Origin of the sequence: Streptomyces sp. V1I1 (assembly GCF_030817355.1) — a bacterium.
Classification (GTDB): Bacteria; Actinomycetota; Actinomycetes; order Streptomycetales; family Streptomycetaceae; genus Streptomyces.
Genome location: NZ_JAUSZH010000001.1, coordinates 2465351 through 2488862, shown reverse-complemented (window position 1 = coordinate 2488862; position 23512 = coordinate 2465351). Strand labels below are relative to the sequence as shown.

Annotated in this window: 19 protein-coding genes and 2 pseudogenes; 9 read left to right on the top strand and 12 right to left on the bottom strand. The window is 68.8% G+C overall.

Translation table 11 applies throughout. The features are described 5' to 3' along the window. The first annotated feature begins 27 nt into the window (after positions 1-27). The 3 genes from QFZ67_RS11740 to QFZ67_RS11730 all read left to right on the top strand — a co-directional run bounded on the left by QFZ67_RS11740 (position 28) and on the right by QFZ67_RS11730 (position 2628). Entirely contained in the window at positions 28-660 is a 633-nt protein-coding gene (locus QFZ67_RS11740; RefSeq protein WP_307661030.1) for a DUF6230 family protein, read from the top strand. 113 nt (positions 661-773) lie between these two features. Further along, the gene (locus tag QFZ67_RS11735) at positions 774-1328 is read left to right on the top strand and encodes a DUF6114 domain-containing protein (RefSeq protein ID WP_307661029.1); all 555 of its coding nucleotides are present in this window, start codon (positions 774-776) and stop codon (positions 1326-1328) included. Next, positions 1318-2628, top strand: coding sequence for a hypothetical protein (locus tag QFZ67_RS11730; protein ID WP_307661028.1), 1311 nt, complete (start codon positions 1318-1320; stop codon positions 2626-2628). The genes QFZ67_RS11735 and QFZ67_RS11730 overlap by 11 nt, the downstream gene beginning before the upstream one ends. A gap of 152 nt (positions 2629-2780) precedes the next feature. On the opposite strand, the gene pyk is transcribed toward QFZ67_RS11730, so the two are convergent. From pyk to pta, 3 genes are all read right to left on the bottom strand, one after another. Beyond that, positions 2781-4211, bottom strand: a complete 1431-nt coding sequence (pyk, locus tag QFZ67_RS11725; protein ID WP_307661027.1) for a pyruvate kinase — start codon at positions 4209-4211, stop codon at positions 2781-2783. A gap of 100 nt (positions 4212-4311) precedes the next feature. Further along, positions 4312-5562, bottom strand: coding sequence for an acetate kinase (locus tag QFZ67_RS11720; protein ID WP_307661026.1), 1251 nt, complete (start codon positions 5560-5562; stop codon positions 4312-4314). After that, the gene (gene pta, locus QFZ67_RS11715; RefSeq protein WP_307661025.1) at positions 5559-7679 is read right to left on the bottom strand and encodes a phosphate acetyltransferase; all 2121 of its coding nucleotides are present in this window, start codon (positions 7677-7679) and stop codon (positions 5559-5561) included. Before pta ends, QFZ67_RS11720 begins: the two co-directional genes overlap by 4 nt. 300 nt (positions 7680-7979) lie before the next feature. Here pta and QFZ67_RS11710 point away from each other — a divergent pair, with 300 nt between their 5' ends. Continuing rightward, a complete protein-coding gene (locus tag QFZ67_RS11710; protein WP_307661024.1) occupies positions 7980-9005 on the top strand; it encodes an ATP-dependent 6-phosphofructokinase in 1026 nt (341 codons plus the stop codon). Between the two features lie 197 nt (positions 9006-9202). Further along, entirely contained in the window at positions 9203-10294 is a 1092-nt protein-coding gene (locus QFZ67_RS11705; protein WP_307661023.1) for a hypothetical protein, read from the top strand. On the opposite strand, the gene QFZ67_RS11700 is transcribed toward QFZ67_RS11705, so the two are convergent. From QFZ67_RS11700 to QFZ67_RS11675, 6 genes and pseudogenes are all read right to left on the bottom strand, one after another. Continuing rightward, complete coding sequence (locus tag QFZ67_RS11700; protein ID WP_307661022.1) at positions 10291-10974, bottom strand: helix-turn-helix transcriptional regulator; 684 nt, start codon at positions 10972-10974, stop codon at positions 10291-10293. The two genes, QFZ67_RS11705 and QFZ67_RS11700, sit on opposite strands and share 4 nt — an antisense overlap. Positions 10975-11094: 120 nt before the next feature. Continuing rightward, entirely contained in the window at positions 11095-11919 is an 825-nt protein-coding gene (locus tag QFZ67_RS11695) for a carbohydrate ABC transporter permease (RefSeq protein WP_307661021.1), read from the bottom strand. Next, the gene (locus QFZ67_RS11690) at positions 11919-12785 is read right to left on the bottom strand and encodes a carbohydrate ABC transporter permease (RefSeq protein ID WP_307661020.1); all 867 of its coding nucleotides are present in this window, start codon (positions 12783-12785) and stop codon (positions 11919-11921) included. The genes QFZ67_RS11695 and QFZ67_RS11690 overlap by 1 nt, the downstream gene beginning before the upstream one ends. Next, entirely contained in the window at positions 12782-14149 is a 1368-nt protein-coding gene (locus tag QFZ67_RS11685) for an extracellular solute-binding protein (RefSeq protein WP_373429985.1), read from the bottom strand. The genes QFZ67_RS11690 and QFZ67_RS11685 overlap by 4 nt, the downstream gene beginning before the upstream one ends. A 125-nt stretch (positions 14150-14274) precedes the next feature. Further along, positions 14275-14962, bottom strand: a pseudogene (locus QFZ67_RS11680) (response regulator). A 76-nt stretch (positions 14963-15038) separates the two neighbouring features. Beyond that, positions 15039-16685 carry a sensor histidine kinase gene (locus QFZ67_RS11675; RefSeq protein WP_307661018.1) on the bottom strand — a complete coding sequence of 549 codons (1647 nt, stop codon included), beginning with the start codon at positions 16683-16685 and terminating at the stop codon, positions 15039-15041. A 127-nt stretch (positions 16686-16812) separates the two neighbouring features. Between QFZ67_RS11675 and QFZ67_RS11670 the strand changes: the two genes are divergently transcribed. Next, entirely contained in the window at positions 16813-18210 is a 1398-nt protein-coding gene (locus QFZ67_RS11670; protein ID WP_307661017.1) for a cation:dicarboxylate symporter family transporter, read from the top strand. A gap of 135 nt (positions 18211-18345) precedes the next feature. Here QFZ67_RS11670 and QFZ67_RS11665 read toward each other — a convergent pair whose 3' ends face one another. Both QFZ67_RS11665 and QFZ67_RS11660 read right to left on the bottom strand, forming a co-directional pair. Continuing rightward, the gene (locus tag QFZ67_RS11665; protein ID WP_307661016.1) at positions 18346-19296 is read right to left on the bottom strand and encodes a DUF1996 domain-containing protein; all 951 of its coding nucleotides are present in this window, start codon (positions 19294-19296) and stop codon (positions 18346-18348) included. Positions 19297-19313: 17 nt separating this feature from the next. Further along, positions 19314-20786, bottom strand: coding sequence for a glycoside hydrolase family 16 protein (locus QFZ67_RS11660; protein WP_307661015.1), 1473 nt, complete (start codon positions 20784-20786; stop codon positions 19314-19316). A 355-nt stretch (positions 20787-21141) separates the two neighbouring features. Between QFZ67_RS11660 and QFZ67_RS11655 the strand changes: the two genes are divergently transcribed. From QFZ67_RS11655 to trxA, 3 genes are read left to right on the top strand one after another with little or no spacing between them, the layout of a single operon-like run. Then, positions 21142-22044 (top strand): NAD(P)-dependent oxidoreductase, encoded by a 903-nt coding sequence (locus tag QFZ67_RS11655; protein WP_307661014.1) that lies wholly within the window; start codon positions 21142-21144, stop codon positions 22042-22044. 43 nt (positions 22045-22087) lie between these two features. After that, the gene (locus QFZ67_RS11650; protein WP_307661013.1) at positions 22088-22480 is read left to right on the top strand and encodes a MerR family transcriptional regulator; all 393 of its coding nucleotides are present in this window, start codon (positions 22088-22090) and stop codon (positions 22478-22480) included. A gap of 3 nt (positions 22481-22483) precedes the next feature. Next, entirely contained in the window at positions 22484-22816 is a 333-nt protein-coding gene (trxA, locus tag QFZ67_RS11645) for a thioredoxin (RefSeq protein ID WP_307661012.1), read from the top strand. Positions 22817-23141: 325 nt separating this feature from the next. On the opposite strand, the pseudogene QFZ67_RS11640 reads toward trxA, so the two are convergent. After that, positions 23142-23432, bottom strand: a pseudogene (locus QFZ67_RS11640) (Rrf2 family transcriptional regulator); the annotation flags it as partial. Positions 23433-23512: the final 80 nt, after the last annotated feature.

Here is a 23512-nt window from a genome sequence, read left to right as displayed (position 1 = left end):
GATGTACGTCCGAGAAGGAGGAAAGTCATGGAGTCTGTGGCTCGTGGCGGAACCAGATGGAAGCGGTTCGCCCTAGTCATGGTGCCGAGTGTGGCCGCAACGGCCGCGATAGGCATCGGCCTGGCACAGGGTGCGCTCGCCGCGTCCTTCAGCATTTCCGGCCAGGAATTCAAGGTCAAGGCCAAGAGCCTGACCGGCACCAACTTCGTTCAGTACGGCAGTGTGGCATCCGGTAAGACGCTGGACGGCAAGGACTTCGCGGCTCCGGTCGCGGTGTCCGGCTTCAAGACCGCCACCATCGTCAACATGTGCCAGTCGGTCGTCACTCCCAACGTGCCGTTCATCGGCAGCGTGAGTCTTGAGCTGAGGGCCGGTCAGGACGAGAACCACCCGGTCACGGCCACGGACATCTACCTGGATGTCTCGGAGCTCAAGGCGGACGCCGCGTTCGAGGACATCGACATCGGCGTGGCGGCGGGTCAGCTCAAGGACCCGGGCATTCAGCCCGGGACCAGGGCCAACCCGTACGGCTTCGCACAGCGCGCGAAGGTGGCGAAGCTGACCGGCGTGGAGCAGAAGGCGTGGGCGACCACGGCCGGCACGTTCAAGCTCAGCGGTCTGCAGCTGAAGCTTCACAAGGGCGTCAAGGAGTGCTTCTAGGAGCATCCGCTCCGTCAGCACTTCGGACGGGCCGGGGTCGTCTGTGCGAGGCCCCTGCCCGCTCCACCCATCTCACTTTCTTTGAGTAAGACCGTTCCAGGGAGCTGTTTTCCATGAGCGCCGAGTCCACTGGTTCCCGCGGATTCACCTACTGGCGGCTGCGCTTCCGCGCATGGCGTGGCAACCGGCCGTTCTGGGCAGGCCTGTTCACCCTGCTCGGTGGCATCCCGATCGCCTACTTGCCGTACGCCGACCTCCGGCTCGGCAATCTCACGATCGCCATGGCCACCACGGCGGGAGCGGGCTCGCTGATCATCGGCGTCCTGTTGATGACGCTCGGCCTGACGATGTGGTTCCACGCTGTCGTCCGGGTGTTCGCGGGTGTCGCCACCATCGTTCTCGGGCTGATCTCGATCCCGGTCGCGAACATCGGCGGGTTTCTGATCGGATTCCTGCTCTCCCTGATCGGTGGCGCGATGTCGATCTCTTGGGCACCCGCCAAGCCGGCGGCCGAGCCCGTCAAGGAGGTCGAGCCGGAAGGGACCCCGGGCCCGGACGGCTATGCGGGTGACCTGGACTTTCCCGAGCCGCGAGCTGACGAGGGATACGACCCGAACGTGACCGGAACGACTGCCCACGCCAACGGCGGGAGGAACAGTGCGGGGTGACGAAACGCAGCTGAGCGCGGCTGATGGTGGTGATTCCGCCAGGGCCAAGACCGGGCCGCGGCATGCGGCTCCAAGGAAATCGCTCCTGACCAAGCTGCAGATACCCGCCAGCAAGGCGATAGCTCTGGCCGCGATGCCCACTGCCGTATTCGTGGGCATGGGACTCACCCCCAGGCTGGCAGTTGCGGATGACAAGGAACTCCCCTTCGCCCCGGGTCCGTGTGTGACCCGCTCTGACGAGCCGGCGGAGTCCGAGTCGCCGAAGCCGTCGGAGTCGGAGAAGCCTTCCGAGTCTCCGTCGGAGGAGCCCGACCCGACCCCGAGCGGTTCGGCGGGCGGCAACGACGAGGACGAGCCGACGCCCGGCACGACCCCGTCGGCCGACGCGGGCAAGCCCGCGGACGCGAACGCGCCCTCGACGAGCCCGTCTCCGACGCCGAGCGAGACGCACACCAGGAATCCGCTGGACCCGCTGGGTGTCGGCGACGCGATCAAGGACATCTTGGACGGCCCCGACGAGGAGCCGACCAGCAGCCCGACGCCGAGCGCCACGGCGACGACCGAGCCGACGCCGTCGACAACTCCGTCCACGAAGCCGTCCACCAAGCCGTCCACCAAGCCGTCCGCCAAGCCCTCCACGGAGCCCACCGACACGGTGGACGAGGTGGACGAGACGGTGGACAAGACCAAGGACGCCATCAAGGACGCGGCGGACAAGGCCGGGGCGACGACCGAGGAGCTGGACGAGGCGGTCAAGAGCCTCGACCCCAAATTGGACGTCGACATTCCGGACGGTGCCAAGCCGCCCTTCCCGTGCCCGACCACGGACCCGAAGGCGCTCGCCGCGGCGGACCTGGAGCCGGGCCTCCCGCTGCTCCCGGACGACCCGTGGATCCTGGAGAGCTCGAAGCTCACACTGAACGGCCTGGACTACAAGGGCATCGTCGAGGTGAAGACAGGCAGCGGCAAGATCAAGAAGGTGCTGAAGTTCACGGCTTCGAGCGTGGACATCAAGGACCTCCACCAGCTGGTGGTCGGCCCGAACGGCACGACCGCGCACGTCGAGGCGGACAAGGGTTCCACCTCGACGATCCGCAACGGCACGGTGACGATGTACACGGAGGAGCTGAGGGGCAACCTCTTCGGCATCATCCCGGTCGTCTTCAGCCCGAAGACCCCTCCGCCGCTGAATGTTCCCTTCGCCTTCTTCACCGACGTGAAGGTGACGCAGGCGGGCCAGTTGGGCGGGACGCTGACGGTTCCCGGCCTGCACAACCACTTCACCGGTGGCAGTAACTAAGACCTTCCGGGAGCCGCACAAGGCTGTGGGCCGCACCTCGACTTGAGGTGCGGCCCGCAGTCGTCGCCGCACCAATGTGCGGCAAGAAGCCCGAGGGCGGTGCCCCGGTTCGCACCGGGGTACCGCCCTCGTCATTGCTCGGAAGCCGGACCTCAGCCGCGGTGCTCCCCGCCCAGGTGGTGCACCCGCACCATGTTCGTCGTTCCCGGGACTCCCGGCGGCGAGCCCGCCGTGATGATCATGATGTCGCCCTCGTTGTGCCGCTGGAGCTTCAGCAGCTCCGCGTCCACCAGGTCCACCATCGCGTCCGTGTTGTTCACGTGCGGGACCACATACGACTCCACGCCCCAGCTCAGCGCCAGTTGGCTGCGGGTCGCCGCCTCCGTCGTGAAGGCCAGGATCGGCTGGGTCACGCGGTAGCGGGACAGGCGGCGGGCCGTGTCGCCGGACTTGGTGAAGGCGACCAGGGCCTTGCCGTCCAGGAAGTCCGCGATCTCGCAGGCCGCGCGGGCCACCGAGCCGCCCTGGGTGCGCGGCTTCTTGCCCGGGACCAGGGGCTGGAGGCCCTTGGAGAGCAGCTCCTCCTCCGCCGCGACGACGATCTTCGACATCGTCTTGACCGTCTCGATCGGGTACGCGCCGACCGAGGACTCGGCCGAGAGCATGACCGCGTCCGCGCCGTCCAGGATCGCGTTCGCGACGTCGGACGCCTCGGCGCGGGTCGGGCGGGAGTTGGTGATCATCGACTCCATCATCTGGGTCGCCACGATCACCGGCTTGGCGTTGCGGCGGCACAGCTCGATGAGGCGCTTCTGCACCATCGGGACCTTCTCGAGTGGGTACTCGACGGCCAGGTCACCACGCGCGACCATCACGCCGTCGAACGCCATCACGACGTCCTGCATGTTCTCGACCGCCTGAGGCTTCTCCACCTTGGCGATGACCGGGACCCGGCGGCCCTCCTCGTCCATCACCTTGTGGACGTCCTTGACGTCGCTCGCGTCCCGTACGAAGGAGAGCGCGACCAGGTCGCAGCCCATCCGCAGGGCGAAGCGCAGATCGTCGACGTCCTTCTCGGACAGGGCCGGGACATTGACGGCCGCGCCGGGCAGGTTGATGCCCTTGTGGTCGGAGATCACACCGCCCTCGACGACGATCGTCTTGACCCGGGGACCATCGACCTCGACGACCCGCAGTTCTACATTGCCGTCGTTGATCAGGATCTGGTCGCCCTTGGACACATCGCCGGGCAGGCCCTTGTAGGTCGTGCCGCAGATCGACTTGTTGCCGGCGACATCCTCGGTGGTGATGGTGAATTCGTCGCCGCGGACCAGTTCGACCGGCCCCTCGGCGAAGGTTTCCAGACGGATCTTGGGGCCCTGGAGGTCGGCGAGTACGCCGACCGCGCGGCCGGTGTCGTCCGACGCCTTACGCACGCGGTGATACCGCTCCTCGTGCTCAGCGTGGGTGCCATGGCTCATGTTGAAACGGGCCACGTTCATGCCGGCCTCGATGAGCGCTTTCAGCTGCTCATAGGAGTCGACGGCGGGGCCCAGTGTGCAGACGATTTTGGAACGGCGCATAAGGCGGATCCTATCGGTTTGTTTCGATGCGGAATATTCCGTCTGGTGGAAAGTACAAATGGGCGGGCTGCCGCTCAGGCGAGGGCCATCGGGGCCGTTCTCAGACGCCCTCCGGAGCGACCAGAGCGAAGGTCTGCTGCGCGATCTCCAATTCCTCGTCCGTCGGGACAACGGCCACCGCGACCCGTGCGTAGTTGGGCGAGATCAACCGCGGCTCGGCGCTGCGTACGGCGTTCAGGTCCGCGTCCACCACAAGCCCCAGCTCCTCCAGGCCCGCGACGGCTGCCTCGCGCACCGGCGCCGCGTTCTCACCGACCCCGGCCGTGAACGCGATCGCGTCCACCCGGCCGAGTACCGCGTAATACGCGCCTATGTACTTCTTCAGCCGGTGGATGTAGATGTCGAAGGCGAGCCGCGCGCGCTCGTCCCCCTCATCGATCCTGCGGCGGATCTCCCGCATGTCGTTGTCGCCGCACAGACCCATCAGACCGCTCTTCTTGTTGAGCAGTTCGTCGATCTCGTCTGCCGACATTCCCGCGACCCGCTTGAGGTGGAACGTAACCGCGGGGTCAATGTCACCGGAGCGGGTACCCATCACCAGGCCCTCCAGCGGCGTCAGTCCCATCGAGGTCTCCACGCACCGCCCGCCCGCCACCGCCGATGCGGATGCGCCGTTGCCCAGGTGCAGGACGATGACGTTCACCTCGGACGGCTCCTTGCCCAGCAGGGCCGCGGTCCGGCGCGAGACGTACGCGTGCGACGTGCCGTGGAAGCCGTAGCGGCGGATCCGGTGTGCGTCCGCCGTCTCCACGTCGATCGCGTAGCGGGCCGCGGACTCCGGCATCGTCGTATGGAAGGCCGTGTCGAAGACCGCGACCTGGGGGAGATCCGGGCGCAGCGCCCGGGCGGTGCGGATGCCGGCGATGTTCGCCGGGTTGTGCAGCGGGGCAACCGGGACCAGCCGCTCCACCTCCGCGAGCACCTCCTCGGTGATCACGGTCGGCTCGGTGAATCGCAGCCCGCCGTGGACCACCCGATGGCCGATGGCCGCCAGCTCGGGGGAGTCCAGGCCCAGCCCGTCGTGCGTCAGCTCGTCGGCGACCGCCTTGAGCGCCGCGGCGTGATCGGCGATCGGGCCGGTGCGCTCGCGCTTCTCGGCGCCGCCGGTCAGCGGGGTGTGCACAAGACGGGAGGTCTCCTCGCCGATCCGCTCGACCAGCCCGACCGCCAGGCGCGAACGGTCGCGCATGTCGAGCAGCTGGTACTTCACCGACGAGGAGCCGGAGTTGAGGACGAGGACCCGGGTGGCATTCGCGGTCACGGCGGTCGTGCTTTCTGTAGGCGTGGTCATACGGATTCGGTCTGCACGGGCTGCGACTGGATCGCGGTGATCGCGACCGTGTTCACGATGTCGCTGACGAGCGCGCCGCGCGACAGGTCGTTCACCGGCTTGCGCAGACCCTGCAGCACCGGCCCGACGGCCACGGCGCCGGCCGAGCGCTGCACGGCCTTGTAGGTGTTGTTGCCGGTGTTGAGGTCCGGGAAGATCAGCACCGTCGCCTCGCCCGCCACCTCGGAGTCCGGCAGCTTCGTCGCCGCGACGGACGGCTCGACCGCCGCGTCGTACTGGATCGGGCCCTCGATCCGCAGGTCCGGACGCGACGCCCGGACCAGCTTGGTCGCCTCCCGCACCTTGTCGACGTCCGCGCCGGAGCCGGAGGTGCCGGTGGAGTACGAGAGCATCGCGATCCGCGGCTCCACGCCGAAGCGGGCCGCCGTCACCGCCGACTGGACCGCGATGTCCGCGAGCTCCTCTGCGTCCGGGTCCGGGTTGACCGCGCAGTCGCCGTACACCAGCACCTTGTCGGCCAGGCACATGAAGAAGACCGACGAGACGATCGAAGCTCCCCCAGAGGCTTCGCCCTGGGAGGTGCCCCCAGGCTTCGTCTTGATGATCTCGAAGGCGGGGCGGATCGTCGCGGCCGTCGAGTGCACCGAGCCCGACACCATGCCGTCGGCCAGACCCTCCTGGACCATCAGGGTGCCGAAGTAGTTCACATCCGCCACCACGTCGTACGCCAGCTCCACCGTCACGCCCTTGTGGGCGCGCAGCTGTGCGTACCGCTCGGCGAAGACCTGGCGCAGCTCGGAGGTCTGCGGGTCGATCAGCTGGGTGTCGCCCGCGCTCAGGTCGATGCCCAGGTCCGCGGCCTTCTTGCGGATGACCTCCGTGTCGCCGAGCAGGGTCAGCTCGCAGACATCCCGGCGCAGCAGCACGTCGGCGGCGCGCAGCACCCGCTCCTCGGTGCCCTCGGGCAGCACGACGCGACGGCGGTCGGCGCGGGCCTGCTCCAGCAGATCGTGCTCGAACATCATCGGGGTGACCCGGCCGCTGCGGGCCACCGAGATACGGGCCAGCAGATCGCCGGTGTCGACATGCCGCTCGAACAGGCCCAGCGCGGTCTCCGCCTTGCGCGGCGTCGATGCGCTCAACTTGCCTTCCAGCGCGAAGAGTTCGGCCGCGGTGGGGAAGCTGGTGCCGGGGACGAGGACCACCGGGGTGCCCGGCGCGAGCCGGGAAGCCAGCGTCAGGATCTGCTCGCTCGGCCGCTCGTTCAGCGTCAGCAGTACGCCCGCGATGGGCGGGGTGCCCGCGGAGTGCGCGGCGAGCGCGCCCACCACCAGGTCGGCGCGGTCGCCGGGGGTGACCACCATGCAGCCGGGGGTCAGGGCGTTCAGGACGTTGGGCAGCATCGCCCCGCCGAAGACGAAGTCCAGCGCGTCACGGGACAGGCCCGCGTCGTCGCCGAGGAGCACCGTGCCGCGCAGCGCGTGGGTGATCTGGGCGACCGTGGGGGCCGCGAGCGCCGGCTCGTCGGGCAGCGCGTAGCAGGGCACCGGGAGGCGGGCCGCCAGCCGCTCGGCTATGCTCTCGCGCTCCTCGGGGGCGACCCGGTTGACGACCATGGCGAGGACGTTGCAGCCCAGGACCTCGTACGCGCGGTAGGCGTTACGGGTCTCGGCCCGTACCGACTCGGCGGTCTGGCCCTTGCCGCCGACCACCGGGATGACCGAGGCGCCGAATTCATTGGCCAGCCGGGCATTGAGCGCGAGCTCGTCGGGGAGCTGGGTGCCGTGGTAGTCGGTGCCGAGGACGAGCACGACCTCGTAATCCCGCGCCACCTGGTGGAAGCGCTCGACGAGCCGGGAGACCAGCTCGTCGGTGCCCTTCTCGGCCTGCAGCGCGGCGGCCTCGTGGTAGTCCAGGCCGTAGACGGACGCGGGGTCCTGCGACAGCCGGTAGCGGGCACGCAACAGGTCGAACAACCGGTCGGGGCCGTCGTGGACCAGCGGGCGGAAGACACCCACCCGGTCCACCTGGCGGGTCAGGAGCTCCATGACTCCCAGCTCGACGACCTGTCGGCCGTCTCTGCGGTCGATCCCGGTCACGTACACGCTGCGCGTCACGCATGCTCTCCCGTCATGTCCATGTTTGTGCATACAAAAAAGCCGCTTGGGGCGGCATTGCCCTCTTGACAATACCTCTGCGGGTGGATAGAGCGCCCGCCGGACGGGGCCCGGATCAGGCCGGGATTCAGGCCCGGATTAAGGCCCGGATCGGGGCACGGATGGAGCCGGGTCCAAAGGCCCGCGAGCAAGGGCCTAGTGCAGTACGGCGGAGTAGCTGAAAGCGCGGGTTCCCCGGGGTCCGTGGAACAATCGAACCTGGGCTCACATGTACCAATGACGAGCAGGAGACACAGCACGATGCGCATCGGAGTTCTCACGGCAGGCGGCGACTGCCCGGGCCTGAACGCAGTGATCCGGTCGGTCGTGCACCGTGCCCTGACCGGACACGGCGATGAAGTCATAGGTTTCGAGGACGGGTTCAAGGGGCTGCTCGACGGCCACTACCGCCCGCTCGACCTCAACGCCGTCAGCGGCATACTCGCCCGCGGCGGTACGATCCTGGGCTCCGCGCGCCTCGAGCGCGGCCGGCTGCGCGAAGCCGCAGAGAATTCTGCGGAGTTGGCGAAGCAGTACGGCATCGACGCGCTCATCCCGATCGGCGGCGAGGGCACGCTCACCGCGTCCCGGATGCTCGCCGACGCGGGGATGCCTGTCGTCGGCGTACCGAAGACGATCGACAACGACATCTCCGCCACCGACCGCACCTTCGGCTTCGACACCGCCGTCACCGTCGCCACCGAGGCCATCGACCGCCTCAAGACCACGGCCGAGTCGCACCAGCGCGTGATGGTCGTCGAGGTCATGGGTCGGCACGCGGGCTGGATCGCGCTGGAGTCCGGCATGGCGGGCGGCGCGCACGGCATCTGTCTGCCCGAGCGGCGTTTCCAGGTCGAGGACCTGGTCAAGATGGTCGAGGAGCGATTCTCGCGCGGTAAGAAGTTCGCTGTGGTGTGCGTCGCGGAGGGTGCGCATCCGGCCGAGGGCTCGATGGATTACGCGAAGGGCGAGATCGACCAGTTCGGGCACGAGCGCTTCGAGGGCATCGGCAACCGCCTCGCCGCGGAGCTGGAGCTGCGGCTCGGCAAGGAGGCGCGGCCGGTGATTCTCGGTCATGTGCAGCGCGGTGGCACGCCGACCGCGTACGACCGGGTGCTGGCGACGCGCTTCGGCTGGCACGCGGTTGAGGCGGCGCACCGCGGCGAGTTCGGCATGATGACCGCGCTGCGCGGGACGGACGTTGTCATGGTGCCGCTGGCGGCGGCGGTCGCCCAGCTGAAGACCGTGCCCGAGGACCGGGTGTACGAGGCGGAGTCGGTCTTCTGACCCTGCGGGCTTCGGCTTCGGCTTCGGCTCCCCAGTGGCCTTGATCGCGACCCCCGTGCGCGATCAAGGCCACTCTTTTTCCGCCTTGGATGGCGCAGATCACTCTTGAGTTGACTGGCGCGAATCGCAAGGCTGTTCCGCGTCCGGGACATGTCCCAACCCTGTCCCAGCACGTGAACGTTGAAGGGGAGGGACGCATGGACTCCGACGGACCCGCCGCTCCGGATCCCGAACAGGCCCAGAGCTCCGGCGAATTCGTCGCGCAGATGCAGGCGCTCAAGGACTGGTCCGGCCTGACCTACCGGGAGTTGACCGCGCGGGCGGACGCGGTCGGCGATGTACTGCCGCGCTCGACCGTCGCCAATATGCTCAGCCGTAGCACGGTGCCGCGCGAGGAACTCGTGGTGGCTTTCGTACGCGCCTGCGGCTGCGGCCCCGGGACGACCGAGACCTGGGTGCGCGTACGCAAGGAGCTCAGCCGGCGCGAGCGGCAGTCCTTCGAGGTCCCGGCGTACGCCGTCGGCCAACCGGAACCGGAACTGGGATCGGAAGCGGGATCGGAAGCGGGACCAGAACCGGGACCAGAACCGGGACGCGGGACCGAGGAGTCCGCGCCGCCCGAGCCGCCGCGCAGGCCGTGGCTCGCCCGTGCGGTGCTGCCGACGGTGATCGTGGCGCTTGGCGTGGTCGCGCTGGCGGTGACGCTCGCCTCCCGCGACTCCGATGAGTCGGAGAACAGACAGGTGGAGCACAAACAGGCGGAGAAGAGACAGAGCACGGAGCAGCCCGGCTCTTCTCAGCCGCGCCCTTCTCAGTCCGGCTCTTCTCAGTCCGGCTCCCTTCAGCCCGGGCCCGTACAGATCAAGGCCGTCCACTCGGGCCTGTGTCTGGCCGAGGCCGGCGGGCAGAACGGGCAGCTCTACCAGCAGCCGTGCTCGCCCGACACCACCCCGCGCTTCAGCCTGAAGCCCATCGAACCCGCCTGGCGGATCGTGACCTTCCACAGGCAATTCGGCGAGGGCTGCACCGGTGTCAAGGACAAGTCGCTGGAGGTCGGCGCGCCGCTCGAAGACCAGGAGTGCGGCAAGCGCGGCCCCGCCGAGGCCTTCCTGCTGGAGCCGGTGGGGCAGCCGGTGCGCGGCTACCGGCTGCGGCCACTGCACAGCAACCTGTGCGCCGGGGTGCCTGAGGCCGCGACGAAGCCCGGCGCCAAGCTACGGCAGCTGGCCTGTACCAAGGACGCGAAGGGCCAGTTGTTCGCGTTCGACCGGGATCCCAACGGGGTTTAGCCGCGCGCCAGTTCCCAGAAGTGCTCCACTATCCGGTCCAGGAACTCCCGGCCCGGCTCCCCGGTGTCCTGCGAGGCTGTGCCCCAGTTGAGGGTGGCCACCGTCCGGGACTGGTAGTCGGCGTGCAACTCCTGCAGTACGTCCTCGAGGTGGCCGCGGTCCATCGGCAGCATCTTCCCGACCGGACGGACGTACGCCTGCCAGCGAGCCTTCACCGCGTCCCGCAGCAGGTCGGCGAGGTCCTCGTCCCGGCCGGTCGCGGTCAGCAGCTCGCGGGGGCCCAGCTCAAGCACCTCGGCGAGCGCGGTGGTCTGCCGCTCATTGGCGCGCCAGCGCCCCGACTCCTCCATCCGCACATACGAGGTGGCGTCCACGCCCACCCGCCGCGCCAGGTCGTCGGGGGCGAGGCCGCGTGCCATCCGGTGCTCGCGCAGAGTGCTCGCGGCGGTGAGCAGATCGGTGGGCGCACACCACAACACCCCGGCGAGCGCGGTCAGTTCGTGCGAACCGGGGGCGTCGAGTCCGCGTTCCCAGGCGACCACCGTGTCGGGGGTGATGTGGAGTCCGTACTGGGCACGGAGGCCGTACGCGACATGGCCGGGCGCCATTCCGAGGGCCTCGCGCAGTCGGCGTGCGGCGGGGGCGTTGAAGGGTGGGGAGGGGGTGTGGTGCACGCACACACGCTAGGGGGCCGGAGGGGATGGCGACTACGGTGCGTTCACCCAGAGCGACTTATCGTAGGAACGTCCGAGCTGATCGTTACTGCTTGGTAACGTCACGTGACGGTACACGCCGGACCATCACCCCTTGACGGCGCCGCCGAGTGCGAACCCGCCGCCCAGCCTCCGGGCGATCAGCATGTACAGCACCAGGACCGGCGCCGAGTACAGGATCGAGAACGCCGCGAGCTGCCCGTAGATCACCGAGCCGTAGTTGCCGAAGAAGCTGAAGATCGAGACGGACGCCGGCAGCTGCTCGGGGGAGAGGATCAGCATGAACGGTACGAAGAAGTTCCCCCAGAGCTGGATGAAGGTGTAGATCGTCACCACGGTCAGTCCCGGGCCCATCAGCGGCAGGACGACCCTGGTCAGCGTCTGCAGATTCGATGCGCCGTCCGTCCAGGCCGCCTCCTCCAGGACCACCGGGACGCCGTCCATGAAATTCTTCATCAGCCAGATGGAGAACGGCAGCTGGGACGTGGCGAGGAACAGGCCCGTACCGTACATCGTGTCGATCAGATTGACCTGAACGAACAGTCCGTAGACCGGGACCATGACCGCGGTGATCGGCAGACACGTCGTGAACAGGATCGTCAGCAGATACGGACGGCCCCAGCGCGAGTGATGGCGGGAGAGCGGATACGCGGCGAGCGCCGCGCACACCACCGTCAGCAGGGTCGCGCCGCCGCACAGCAGCAGGCTGTTGAGCATCGGCGTGAAGGTGATCTCGTCGGTGAGTACCGCGTCGAAATTGTCCGCGGTGAACGACGAGGGCGCCCGCACCCGCAGATCCGCCTCCGTGTCCACCGAGGCCAGCAGCAGCCACACCAGCGGAATCGCGAAAGCCGCGGCGGTCAGCAGCAGGGCGGCGTCGGCGGCGAGCCGGGCCCGGGTGGTCCGGCGCATCACGCCTCCACCTTCATCAGACGCAGATAGACGATCGAGAACAGCGAGCCCACCAGCAGAAGCAGCAGCGCCACCGCCGTGCCGTAGCCGATCAGGCTCTTCAGGAACGCCTGGTCGTACATGAACACCGGCAGTGTCTGGCTGCGATTGCCCGGGCCGCCGCGCGTCATCGCCCAGATCAGGCCGAAGACCGACAGCGTCGAGAGCGTGTTCAGCATCAGGTTGGTGCCGATCGAGCGGCGGATCATCGGCAGCGTGATGTGCCAGACCCGGCGCGGACCGCTCGCCCCGTCGACCTCCGCCGCCTCCGTGATGTCGCGCGGGATCTCGGCGAGCGCGGCGGAGTAGATCAGCATCGAGAAGGCGGTGCCGCGCCAGACATTGGCGAACGACACCGCAAGGATCGGCAGTGTGAACAGCCAGTTCTGGGACGGCAGATGGAGCCAGTCCAGCAGGGCGTTCAGCGTTCCCTCGCGGCGGAAGAAGGTGTACAGCAGGAACGCCGCGACGATCTCCGGCAGCACCCAGGCCGTGATGACGAGGGTGCCGGTGAGAGTCCGTACGGGACGGGACGCGGCCCGCATCAGACCGGCCAGCGCCAGGCCCAGCGTGTTCTGGCCGACCACGGCCGAGACGAAGGTGAAGACGAGCGTGAGCCAGACGGCGTTACGGAAATCGTCGTCGGCGAAGGCCCGGCGGAAGTTGTCCAGGCCGACGAAGTCGGAGCCGGACGCACCCGTCAGCTGCGTGTTGGTGAACGCGATCCAGACGCAGTAGCCGATCGGTCCTGCCAGAAAGAGAAGCAGAAGGATGGTGGCGGGGGCGAGCGGTACCCACCGCCACCATCCCGTTCTGGTGGCGCTCACTTGGTGAGGACCGCGCCGTCGACGATCGTCTTCAGCTGGTCGTCGTACGCCTTCGCCGCGTCCGCGGCCGATGCGTCACCCGTCGTCACCTTCTCCATCGCCTCGCCGATGGCCGTCGAGACCTGCGGATAGACGGGCAGCGCCGGCCGGTAGTGGGTGTACTGCACAAGACCGGTGAAGAAGTCGATGCCCGGCATGGACTTCAGATACTTCGGGTCGGCCGCCACATCCTTGCGTACGGCGATCTGCGCGGCGACCACGCACCACCGCGTCGCGTTCTCTGCCGTCTGGACCGTCTTGATGAAGTCGAAGGCGAGATCGGGGTTCTTGGCCTTCTGCGGGATCGACCAGGCCCAGCCGCCGGACATGGACACCTTGCCGGGCGCCTGCCCGGTCTGCGTCGGCATCGGGGTCTGGGCGAGCTCCTTGCTCCAGTCCGGCCACTCCTTGGGGCCCTTATTGATCCAGTTCTGGCCCATCCAGGAGCCGTCCAGGGAGATCGCCAGCTTGCCCTCGGGAAGCCACTCGGTGGCGACGCGTGTGCCGACGTTGGGGTCCAGGGCGTCCGAGACGTCCGGGCCGAGCTTCTCCGCGTACACCGTCCGTACGAAGTCGAGCGAGTCCTTGAAGCCCTTGCCGCCCGTGACCCACTTCTTGGCGGAGGCGTCGTAGAGGGGATCCTCGCCGGTGCCGTACAGCAGCATCTCGAAGCCCTGCATCACGGCCGCCTCGCCGGGGCCCTTGCCGGTGTAGACATTGAGCGGGATGACGCCGGGGACCTTCTGTTTGACGGTACGGGCCGCGGTGAGGATCTCCGCCCAGTTCTTGGGCTGCCAGTCGGCGGGCAGGCCCGCCTTCGCGAAGATCGCCTTGTTGAACCAGAGGCCGCGGGTGTCGGTGCCGTCGGGGATGCCGTACGTCTTGCCGTCCTCCGCCTTGGCCGCGGCCTTCGCCGTGTCGACGAACTGGCTCCACTGGTCCCACTTGGGGAGATAGTCGTCCAGCGGCTTCAAGTACCCGGCCTTGATGTCGGAGTTGATGCGGAAGGTGTCCTCGTAGACCAGATCCGGGGCGGTCTTGGGGGAGCGCATCATCTGCTGTGCCTTGGTGGCGTAGTCGTTGTCCGGGGCCTGGATCGGTATGAGCTTGATCTTCTTGCCCGGGTGTTCCTTCTCGAACTGCTTCTTGGCGGCCTCGAGATGGGCATCCTTGAAGCGGATCTTGTTGTCGGTGGACCGGTTGTAGGCGACCTTGACGGTGTCGGGGTCGCCTCCGGCGTCGCCGCCGCAGGCAGTGAGCGTTGCCGCGGCTAGTGCGGTGACAGTGGTGACGAGGATCAGTGGGGCGGTGGGGCGCACGGGCACGACCTCCTCTGAGCCGGGGGCGTCCGAGCCGGAGGGCTGCGGGCACGGGGGCTGCCCGGTGACCGTAGGACCCCTCCGTTCACAAGGTCAATCCCCGTGCAGGCCAAGGTCGTTGGGGCGGCCACTCAATGTGCGGCGGGCTTCCAGCGGTACTGGAGCTCGGGCCGTCCGATCTGCCCGTACTGCGGGCTGCGCACGGCCCGCCCTTCGGTGACGAGATGCTCGAGATAGCGGCGCGCGGTGATCCGCGAGATGCCGACGGCGGCGCCGGCCTCGGCGGCGGTGAGCCCGGTAGCGGATTCGCGCAGGGTACGGGTGACGGCCGCCAGCGTGGGGGCGCTGAGCCCCTTGGGCAGCCCGCCGCCCTCGGGCGCCCGGAGCGCGGCGAGCGCCCGGTCGACCTCGTCCTGGCCGCTGGCCTCACCGGCGGCGGCGCGGAACTCGGCGTACCGGCAGAGGCGGTCGCGGAGGGTGGCGAAGGTGAAGGGCTTCAGGACGTACTGGACGACCCCGAGGGAGACGCCTTCGCGGACGATCGCGAGGTCGCGGGCGGAGGTGACGGCGATGACGTCGGCCGAGTGCCCGGCGGCGCGCAGCGACCGTACGAGGTGCAGGCCGTGCCCGTCGGGAAGGTACAGGTCGAGGAGGAGCAGATCGACCTCGGCGCGTTCGAGAATCCGTACGGCTTCGGCGCGCGAGTGCGCGACCCCGGGCGACGGTGAACCCGGCGACGCGGCCGACGTAGAGCGCGTGCGCGTCGGCGGCGACGGGGTCGTCCTCGACGACGAGAACTCTGATGGGCTCGCTGCTCACTCGGCCACCTCCGCGGTGCGCGGCTGCCGGGGACTTGGCGCGGCGGGGCGCGGGGGAGGCGCGGGTGGGGCGGTGGTCATGCCGGGACCTCCGCCGTGTGCAGCGGCAGTCGTACGGTGAACTCCGCGCCGCCGTCCGGTCCCCGGGCCAGGGTCACCGTGCCGCGGCTGCGGTGCGCGGCCTGCTTGACCAGCGCGAGGCCAAGCCCGCGCCCCGCGCCGTGCGTGGACCAGCCGCGCCGGAACACCTCGTCCGCGTCGGCCGGGTCGATGCCCGCGCCCGAGTCCGCGACGCGCAGCAGCAGTTCGTCTTGGTCCGCGCGCGCCGTGACCGCGACCCGGGCGCGCAGCGGCCGCCCGGACACGGGCCCGGGTTCGAGCGGGTCGCTGCCCCACCCCGTCGCCGCCTCCGACGCCGCGTCGACCGCGTTGTCGATCAGGTTGCCCAGGATCGTCACCAGGTCACGCGCCGGCAGCGACGGCGGAAGGACCCCGTCGTCGATCCGGCTGTCCTCCGTGATGACCAGCTCAACGCCGCGCTCGTTCGCCTGCGCCGTCTTGCCGAGCAGCAGCGCGGCCAGCACCGGCTCGCCGACCGCGCCGACGACCCGGTCGGTCAGGTCCTGGGCCAGTTCCAGCTCGGCGGTCGCGAAGTCGACCGCCTCGTCCGCACGGCCGAGCTCGATCAGCGAGACGACCGCGTGGAGGCGGTTGGCCGCCTCGTGCGCCTGTGAGCGCAGGGCCTGGGTGAAGCCGCGCTCGGAGTCCAACTCCCCCGAGAGCGCCTGGAGTTCGGTGTGGTCGCGGAGCGTGACCACGGTCCCGCGCTGCTTGGCACCGACGACGGGGCTGGTGTTCACGACGATGACGCGGTCGGCGGTCAGATGCACCTCGTCGACCCGCGGCTCGGACGCCAGCAGCGCGCCCATGAGTGGGGCCGGCAGCCCGAGCTCGGCCACCGGGCGGCCGACCGCGTCGTCGTCCAGTCCGAGGAGCTCGCGCGCGCCGTCGTTGAACAGGGCGATCCGCCGCTGCCCGTCGAGCATCATCAGCCCCTCGCGCACGGCGTGCAGCGCGGCCTGGTGGTAGTCGTGCATATGGCTCAGCTCGGCCGCGTTCATGCCGTGAGTATGCCGCCGCAGCCGCGCGTTGATCACGTATGTGCCGATGCCGCCCAGTGCGAGCGCCGCCCCCGCAACGCCGAGCAGCGCGGTGACCTGCTTGCGCGCCTGCTCGCTGATCTTCTGGACGGTGATGCCCGCGCTGACGAGCCCGGTGATCTTTTTGCCGTCGTATACGGGGACCACCGTCCGCACCGAGGAGCCGAGCGTGCCCACGTATGTCTCGCTGTGCACCTTGCCCCGCAGCGCAGGGCCAATGTGCCCCAGATACGTCTTGCCGATCTGGCCCGGCTCCGGGTGCGTCCAGCGCGTCCCGTCCGGGGCCATGATCACCACGAAGTTGACCCCCGTGGTCTTGCGCAGTGCCTCCGCGTACGGCTGGAGCCGGCGCGACGGGTTGTCGGAGCGCGCGGCCTCGATGACGGAGGGTGAGCGCGCGGCGGCCGCCGCCGTGGCCCTGGACTGCAGGCGCGCGGTCTCCTCGGCCTGCGAGCGGTCGGTGAAGTACGCGAAGAGCGCGCAGCCCGCCACGATCGCGGCGACCAGCACGACCTGCATGGCGAAGAGCTGGCCGGCGAGGCTGCGGGCAACAGGTATGCGCATGTAACAAGTCTGCCTGGCCGTTTTCATGTGAACGAAACGCACGCAACGGTGACCCCTGTCACAGCCTCGTGAATAGTCACGGACATCCATCGGGACATGGACGCCCAAATCAACGAGGAGGCACCCCGTGGCTGCTGGAGCCGTCAGGCGGGATCGTACCCACTATCTCTATATCGCCGTGATCATCGCGGTCGTGCTCGGCATCGCCGTGGGCCTGGTCGCCCCCGAGTTCGCCACTGAGCTCAAGCCGCTCGGTACCGGCTTCGTGAACCTGATCAAGATGATGATCTCGCCGATCATCTTCTGCACGATCGTGCTGGGCATCGGCTCGGTACGAAAGGCCGCAAAGGTCGGCGCGGTCGGCGGCATCGCGCTCGGCTACTTCATGGTCATGTCGCTGGTCGCCCTGACCATCGGCCTGGTCGTCGGCAACATCCTGCACCCGGGTGACGGCCTGGCGGTGACCGACGCGGTCAAGGAGGCGGGCCAGGGCCAGGTGGCGGAGGAGGCCAAGGACACGGTCGAATTCCTGCTCGGGATCATCCCGACCACGATGGTCTCCGCCTTCACCGCGGGCGAGGTCCTGCAGACTCTCCTCGTCGCGCTGCTCGTCGGCTTCGCGCTGCAGGCCATGGGTTCGGTCGGTGAGCCGGTGCTGCGCGGTGTCGAGCACATTCAGCGACTCGTCTTCCGCATCCTCGCCATGGTGATGTGGGCCGCGCCGATCGGTGCCTTCGGCGCGATCGCCGCCGTCACCGGCTCCGCCGGTCTGGACGCCCTCAAGAGCCTCGCCGTGCTCATGATCGGCTTCTACATCACCTGCTTCCTCTTCGTCTTCATCGTGCTCGCCGCGCTGCTGCGCATCGTGGCGGGTCTCAACATCCTCACGCTCTTCAAGTACCTGGGCCGTGAGTTCCTGCTGATCCTTTCCACCTCCTCCTCCGAGTCCGCGCTCCCGCGGCTCATCGCAAAGATGGAGCACTTGGGCGTGAGCAAGCCGGTGGTCGGTATCACCGTCCCGACGGGCTACTCCTTCAACCTCGACGGCACGATGATCTACATGACGATGGCCTCGCTCTTCATCGCGGACTCGATGGGCAACCCGATGTCGCTCGGGGAGCAGATCCCGCTCCTCCTCTTCCTCTTCGTCGCGTCGAAGGGAGCGGCAGGCGTCAGCGGAGCCGGGCTGGCCACGCTTGCGGGCGGTCTGCAGTCGCACCGGCCGGAGCTGGTCGACGGCGTCGGACTGATCGTCGGTATCGACCGCTTCATGAGCGAGGCGCGTGCGCTGACCAACTTCGCGGGCAACGCGGTCGCGACGGTGCTGATCGGAACGTGGACGAAGGAGATCGACAAGGCGCAGGTCGAAGAGGTGCTGGCCGGGCGGCTGCCGTTCGACGAGAAGACGCTGCTCGACGACGGTCACGGGACGCCGGAGACGGTCGAGGACGTGGCTGTGGCCGATGGCGCGGACACGGACGTGCCGGAGCAGCGGGACACGGACGGGGTGCGCGCGAAGGTCTGACGGTTGGCGGCCGAGGCGTGAAGCGGCTGGGCGGTGGGCGGCCTGACGGGCCGGTCCACCGACCAGCCGCCGACCGTTGTCCGGGACGCCCCGACCCGCAGGCCGCTGGGCGTCCCGGACCCGGAAACGGATGAGTCACTGCTGGATCGGATTGCCGTCCGTCCCGCAGATGTAGCCCGCGTTGATGCAGTTGGCCACCCGGCGCTTCAGCTCACCGTCGTCCCAGGCGTTGAAGAAATCGCCGTGGAAGGTGTAGCCGGGCGCGTTGGTGACATTGGCGCCGTTCCTGGTGCCCGCGAGGGTGAGCCCGCCGCCGTTGACCGGCCAGGTGATCAGCAGCTCGAGCCGCGGCACGACCACGGGGTGCGAGGCCGGGCAGGTCTGCCCCGCCGCGTATGTCATGTGGTCCCGGTGGTTCGCGCTGTCCAGGTTCTTCCCGTCCCAGCAGGTGGGGAAGTCCAGATAGTTCTCCAGCTTGGTGCCGGGCGGGCAGTTGATGAAGTCCCGGCTGGACTCCGGCCGGCCCACGCACGACCAGCGTGCGGCCGGATTCTGGTCGGGAGAGGCGGCCAGGGCGTTGCCGACGACGTACCGCAGACCGCGCGGATGGGCGACGGCACGGGTGTGGTCGGTGATGCCCTGGTAGTAGACGGTGACCCGCTCGGGGGCCACCGGGGCTCCGTTCTGGTAGAGGGTGGGGGTCCAGTACGAGGAAAGGTCCGTCTTCGGCGTGCAGTTGGTGGTGCCGGCGGCCAGCGACTGGAGCGTGGAGGCCGCGTTGGCGGTCCTGTTCCCGTAGAACTCATGGATGTGCGAGCGGCCCGCCTGGCCGGGGAAGACGATCGGGTCGTCGCCCTGACGGTGGCTGGAGAAGCAGTCCGCGCGGAATTCGCTGCCGCGCAACGGGGCCGCCGCCTGCGCGACGATCGCGGCCTGCTGGGCCTTGGTGAAGGTGTACGCGTGGCCCGCGTGGCCCGGGTGGCGCGAGGCCGCATTGGGGGCTGGTGAGTCGATCCTCGTGGTCACCCATCCCGCCGTGACCAGGAAGATCACGGCGGCGGTGGTCGCGAGCAGTCGGCGGAGCATGTGTTCCTCCTGATCGGTCAGTCGAAGGGGATGCGTACGACGGACTGGTTGCCGACGCCGACCGTGCTGGGGCCGCCGCCGATGGCGCTCCAGACCTCGATCCGGACCTTGCCGTTCGCCAGATCGCCGAGCGATCCGGTGGACGACTTCAGGCCCTTCGCCTGCGTGTAGTGCTCATAACCCGCCACGGGGTCGGTGGCGAAGTAGTTGTACGTCTCCGTCCGGTCCCAGGTGCCGTCGCCCGTACGGTCGTAACTCACCCTGATCTGCTGGCCGTTGGCGACCGTCGAGCCCGCGTCGACGAACAGATCGAACTGTGTCGACCCGCCGTTGTACTTCCGGGTGATCCCGGAAGAGGTGAAGACCTGCGGGTTGTGCGGGGCGCCGTCGTAGTTGGCGCCGCCCGCCGACGCCAGGCTCACCGTCGAGGCCGATGCCGCGGCGTCGCCCGCGCCGCCTCCCGTCCGCAGATACAGCTGCGAGGAGCCGGACGGCGGCGGGGTGGTGGGCGGGTCGGTGGTGGGCGGGGTCGTCGGGTCGCCGCCACCGCCCCTGGTCCAGACGGCGACGTAGTCGACGAACATGGGGCGGCCGGGGACGGTCGCGGCTGTGGGGGTCTTGCCGGCCAGGGCGTCGGGGAACGCGCCGCCGATCGCGACATTGAGCAGAATGAAGTAGCCCGCGTGATCGGTCATGTTCGCCCAGGTCCCGGCGTCCAACCGGTTCTGGTTGACGCTGTGGAAGAGCTGGCCGTCCACGTACCAGCGCAGCTCATTGGGGGACACGGAGCGGTCCCACTCGAAGCGGTACGTGTGGAAGGCGGACTGGCAACTGGCGCCGGGGCAGGCGCGGTTGTTGGCGATTCCGCTGGTCTCGTTGCAGGGGCCGCCGGGGTTCACCCCGCAGTGCAGCACACCCCAGACGGAGTTGATGCCGTTGACGTTCTCCATGATGTCGAACTCGCCGATGGACGGCCAGTTCCAGAAGTTGCCGCGGTACGGGGCGCCGAGGGCCCAGAACGCGGGCCAGTAGCCGAGCGCGGCCTGGCCGGTCACATTCGGCATCTGGATACGGCTCTCGATACGCAGGGTGCCGCCGGCCGGGGCCTTGAAGTTGGCGCGCTGGGTTTCGATACGGCCGGAGGTCCAGTTTCCCGCGCCGTCCCGGAGCGGGGTGATGCGCAGATTGCCGTTGCCGTCGTGGCTGAGGTTGTCGGGGTTGTTGGTGTAGTTCTGGATTTCACCGGTGCCCCAGTTGCCGGGCCCGCCGGGGTAGGCGTGCCCGAGGTCGATCTGCCAGTTGGCGGACGAGGGCAGGGTTCTGTTGGCGCCGTTGAAGTCGTCGCTCCACTGGAGGTTCCAGCCGGGCGTGGGGGGTACGTCGCCGCGCGCCGACCCGGCGCCGGTGACGGCGATGAAGCCGGCGAGGGCGACGACGAGGGCGACGAGGATGGTGAGGAAGGGGGTGCGTTTGATGCGGCTCGTGCTCAAGGAACACCTCCGGGAGGGTGGTGCCGAGGGTGGTGTCGGGAGGGTTGAGAGCGCTCTCAAACAGTTTTGTAGATGTATACAGTCCGGCCGTCAATGGCTGCACACCGTTAACTTCCTGAAGGCATCGGGTAGTTGTGCTGAATGGCTGGTCAAGAGCGGGTGCGTGCTGGAGCAGATCTCGGCGCTGGGGCGTACGGCGACGTCGATCGTGCTCCCGTCGCCGCTGGAGCGGAAGCCAAACCGCTACTGCCGTCGCAGAGCTGACCGCGCTGACCTTGATGTTTACCTTTCGGTGGGTACCTGACCTATTTGTAGGTACTTGTGGGGGAGTGCGGGGCGAAGAAGCATTGCGGTCATGTCCACCACCGAGAACAGCCCCCGTACTTCTGCCACCGCCATCACTTCTGTCACCGTCATCGGCCTCGGCGCGATGGGCCAGGCGCTCGCCGGCGCCCTCCTCGACGCAGGCCACCCCACCACCGTATGGAACCGCTCTCACGGCAAGGGTGACGAGCTCGTCGCACATGGCGCGGTCCGCGCCGCCACCGCCGAAGAGGCCTTGCGCGCAAGCGAATTGACCATTGTCTGCGTGGTCGACTACGACGCGTCCCACGCGATCCTGGCCCCGCTCGCCGACGCCCTCGCGGGCCGCGTCCTGGTCAACCTCACCTCCGACACCCCCGAGCGCTCCCGCGAGGCGGCGGCCTGGGCGGAGTCCCGCGGCATCAGCTACCTGGACGGCGCGGTGATGGTGCCGACCCCGCTGATCGGCTCGCCCGATGCGCTGCTCTTCTACTCAGGCGCGCAGGGGGCTTTCGAGCGCTACGAGTCCACCCTGAAGTCGCTGGGCGGCAAAGCCGCGTTCGTCGGCACGGATCCCGGGCTCGCCGCGCTCTACGACCTGTCGCTGCTCGACTTCTTCTACGGCAGCATCTCGGGCCTGGTGCACGCGTACGCACTGGCCACGGCAGACGGGGTCAAGGCCGCCGACATCGCCCCGTATCTGAACACCATCGTCCAGATCCTGCCGCCCATCGCGGAGTACACGGCGGCCAACATCGACGCGGGCAGCTATCCGGGGGCGCAGGCCAACCTCGGCATGATGGCCGCGGGCGTCGAGCACATCCTGCACGCCGCGCGCACCCGCGGGCTCGACGTCTCCCAACTGGAGGCCGTCAAGTCCGTCGCGGACCGGGCGATCGCGAAGGGCCACGGCTCCGACGACTGGGCGAGCACGTACGAGGCACTGCGGGACTGAGCCGCTTGCCTTGACGCCGACGTCAAGGATTACTGTCGAAGACATGCGAATCGGCGAGCTGGCGGAGCGAGCGGGCACCACCACACGCACCCTGCGCTACTACGAGTCCCGCGGGCTCCTGCCCGCCCGGCGCGCGGTGAACGGCTACCGCACTTACGACGAGGACGACTTGCGGCTGCTCCAGCAGATCCGGACCTTGCAGGATTTCGGGTTCGACCTGGAGGAGACCAGACCGTTCGTCGACTGCCTGCGCGCCGGGCATCCGGCGGGGGACTCATGCCCCGCCTCGCTCGCCGTGTACCGGGCGAAGCTCGGCGAACTGGACACGCTGATCGAGCAGGTGCAGTCGGTGCGCGCCCAGGTCGGGGCACAGCTCGCGCGGGCCGAGGCGGAGCTGCCGGCCGGCCCGGAACCACGTTGTGAATTCGGAGGCTGACGAATGATTCAGGCAGAGGGCGTCGCCGCGGTGACGGACGCGGACTTCGACGCCGAGGTGCTGGGGGCGGACCGCCCGGTCCTGGTCGAGTTCACGGCGGACTGGTGCGGCCCGTGCCGCCAGCTCGCGCCGGTGCTGAGCGCGCTCGCGAGCGAGGAGACCGGCCGGCTGAAGGTCGTGCAGCTCGATGTGGACACCAACCCGGAGATCACGACGCGGTACGGCGTGCTGTCGATGCCGACGCTGATGGTGTTCCGGGCGGGCGAACCGGTGAAGTCGATGGTGGGCGCGCGTCCGAAGCGGCGGCTGCTGAAGGAACTTGAGGACGTGATTTAGGCCGCTTCGTCCGGAGCATCTGATCGTTGGTCCGGTGCCAACAAGCTGCTGGCTCTCGGCGCCGGGCTCCTGGACCGCGCGCGTGACTTCGTCACCGGCCGCGGCAGGTCTTGACCGAGTTGAGGGAGTGAGGCCGTGGCCGCACCGCCACGGCGCGCGGCCGTGGGCGGCGACGGGCACCCCGACTGTGACGTACGTCCTTTGCCGCTCAGGCGGCCGCCTTACGCTTACCGGCCACACGCGCCCCGGGCGCGCGAGTGTTCGCGACCGGTGCGGTGCCGGCGTTACGTCATGTGGGCAGCCTTCGCGCTTCTACGCCTGCGGCTGGCGCTGTGCCGAGCATGCCCCGGAGCTGGGTTGTAGGCGGAGGTCGACCCGCGCCGGCCCGGACCACATTGAGCACCGTGATCGAGGCGGGTTCCCGGGTGAGCACGTAGCCGCCCGCCTTGCCCTGCACCGAACGCACGAGCCCGGCGCGAGAAAGCGCTTGTAACTGCTTGGCCGGATAGCTCGCCGAGACGTCATGCAACTCCGCCAGCCGGGTCGCGGGGACGGGCTCCTCAACCGACGTGAGCACGACGCAGCAATGCAGGGCCCACTCGACTCCGCCGGACATCTTCACTCGGTCACTCCAACCAGATGCGTTTGACTCGGACTGCGCAAATCCAAGTAAGTCTCGGACAGAACGTGTCCCAG

Excerpts from the sequence above, each read along its gene's own strand:
- QFZ67_RS11695 (WP_307661021.1), bottom strand. The coding sequence starts at position 11,919 with ATGCGCCGGACCACCCGGGCCCGGCTCGCCGCCGACGCCGCCCTGCTG.
- trxA (WP_307661012.1), top strand. The coding sequence starts at position 22,484 with ATGATTCAGGCAGAGGGCGTCGCCGCGGTGACGGACGCGGACTTCGAC.
- pyk (WP_307661027.1), bottom strand. The coding sequence starts at position 4,211 with ATGCGCCGTTCCAAAATCGTCTGCACACTGGGCCCCGCCGTCGACTCC.
- QFZ67_RS11720 (WP_307661026.1), bottom strand. The coding sequence starts at position 5,562 with ATGACCACGCCTACAGAAAGCACGACCGCCGTGACCGCGAATGCCACC.
- QFZ67_RS11740 (WP_307661030.1), top strand. The coding sequence starts at position 28 with ATGGAGTCTGTGGCTCGTGGCGGAACCAGATGGAAGCGGTTCGCCCTA.
- QFZ67_RS11675 (WP_307661018.1), bottom strand. The coding sequence starts at position 16,685 with ATGCGCATACCTGTTGCCCGCAGCCTCGCCGGCCAGCTCTTCGCCATG.
- QFZ67_RS11655 (WP_307661014.1), top strand. The coding sequence starts at position 21,142 with ATGTCCACCACCGAGAACAGCCCCCGTACTTCTGCCACCGCCATCACT.
- QFZ67_RS11705 (WP_307661023.1), top strand. The coding sequence starts at position 9,203 with ATGGACTCCGACGGACCCGCCGCTCCGGATCCCGAACAGGCCCAGAGC.
- QFZ67_RS11710 (WP_307661024.1), top strand. The coding sequence starts at position 7,980 with ATGCGCATCGGAGTTCTCACGGCAGGCGGCGACTGCCCGGGCCTGAAC.
- QFZ67_RS11665 (WP_307661016.1), bottom strand. The coding sequence starts at position 19,296 with ATGCTCCGCCGACTGCTCGCGACCACCGCCGCCGTGATCTTCCTGGTC.
- QFZ67_RS11650 (WP_307661013.1), top strand. The coding sequence starts at position 22,088 with ATGCGAATCGGCGAGCTGGCGGAGCGAGCGGGCACCACCACACGCACC.
- QFZ67_RS11735 (WP_307661029.1), top strand. The coding sequence starts at position 774 with ATGAGCGCCGAGTCCACTGGTTCCCGCGGATTCACCTACTGGCGGCTG.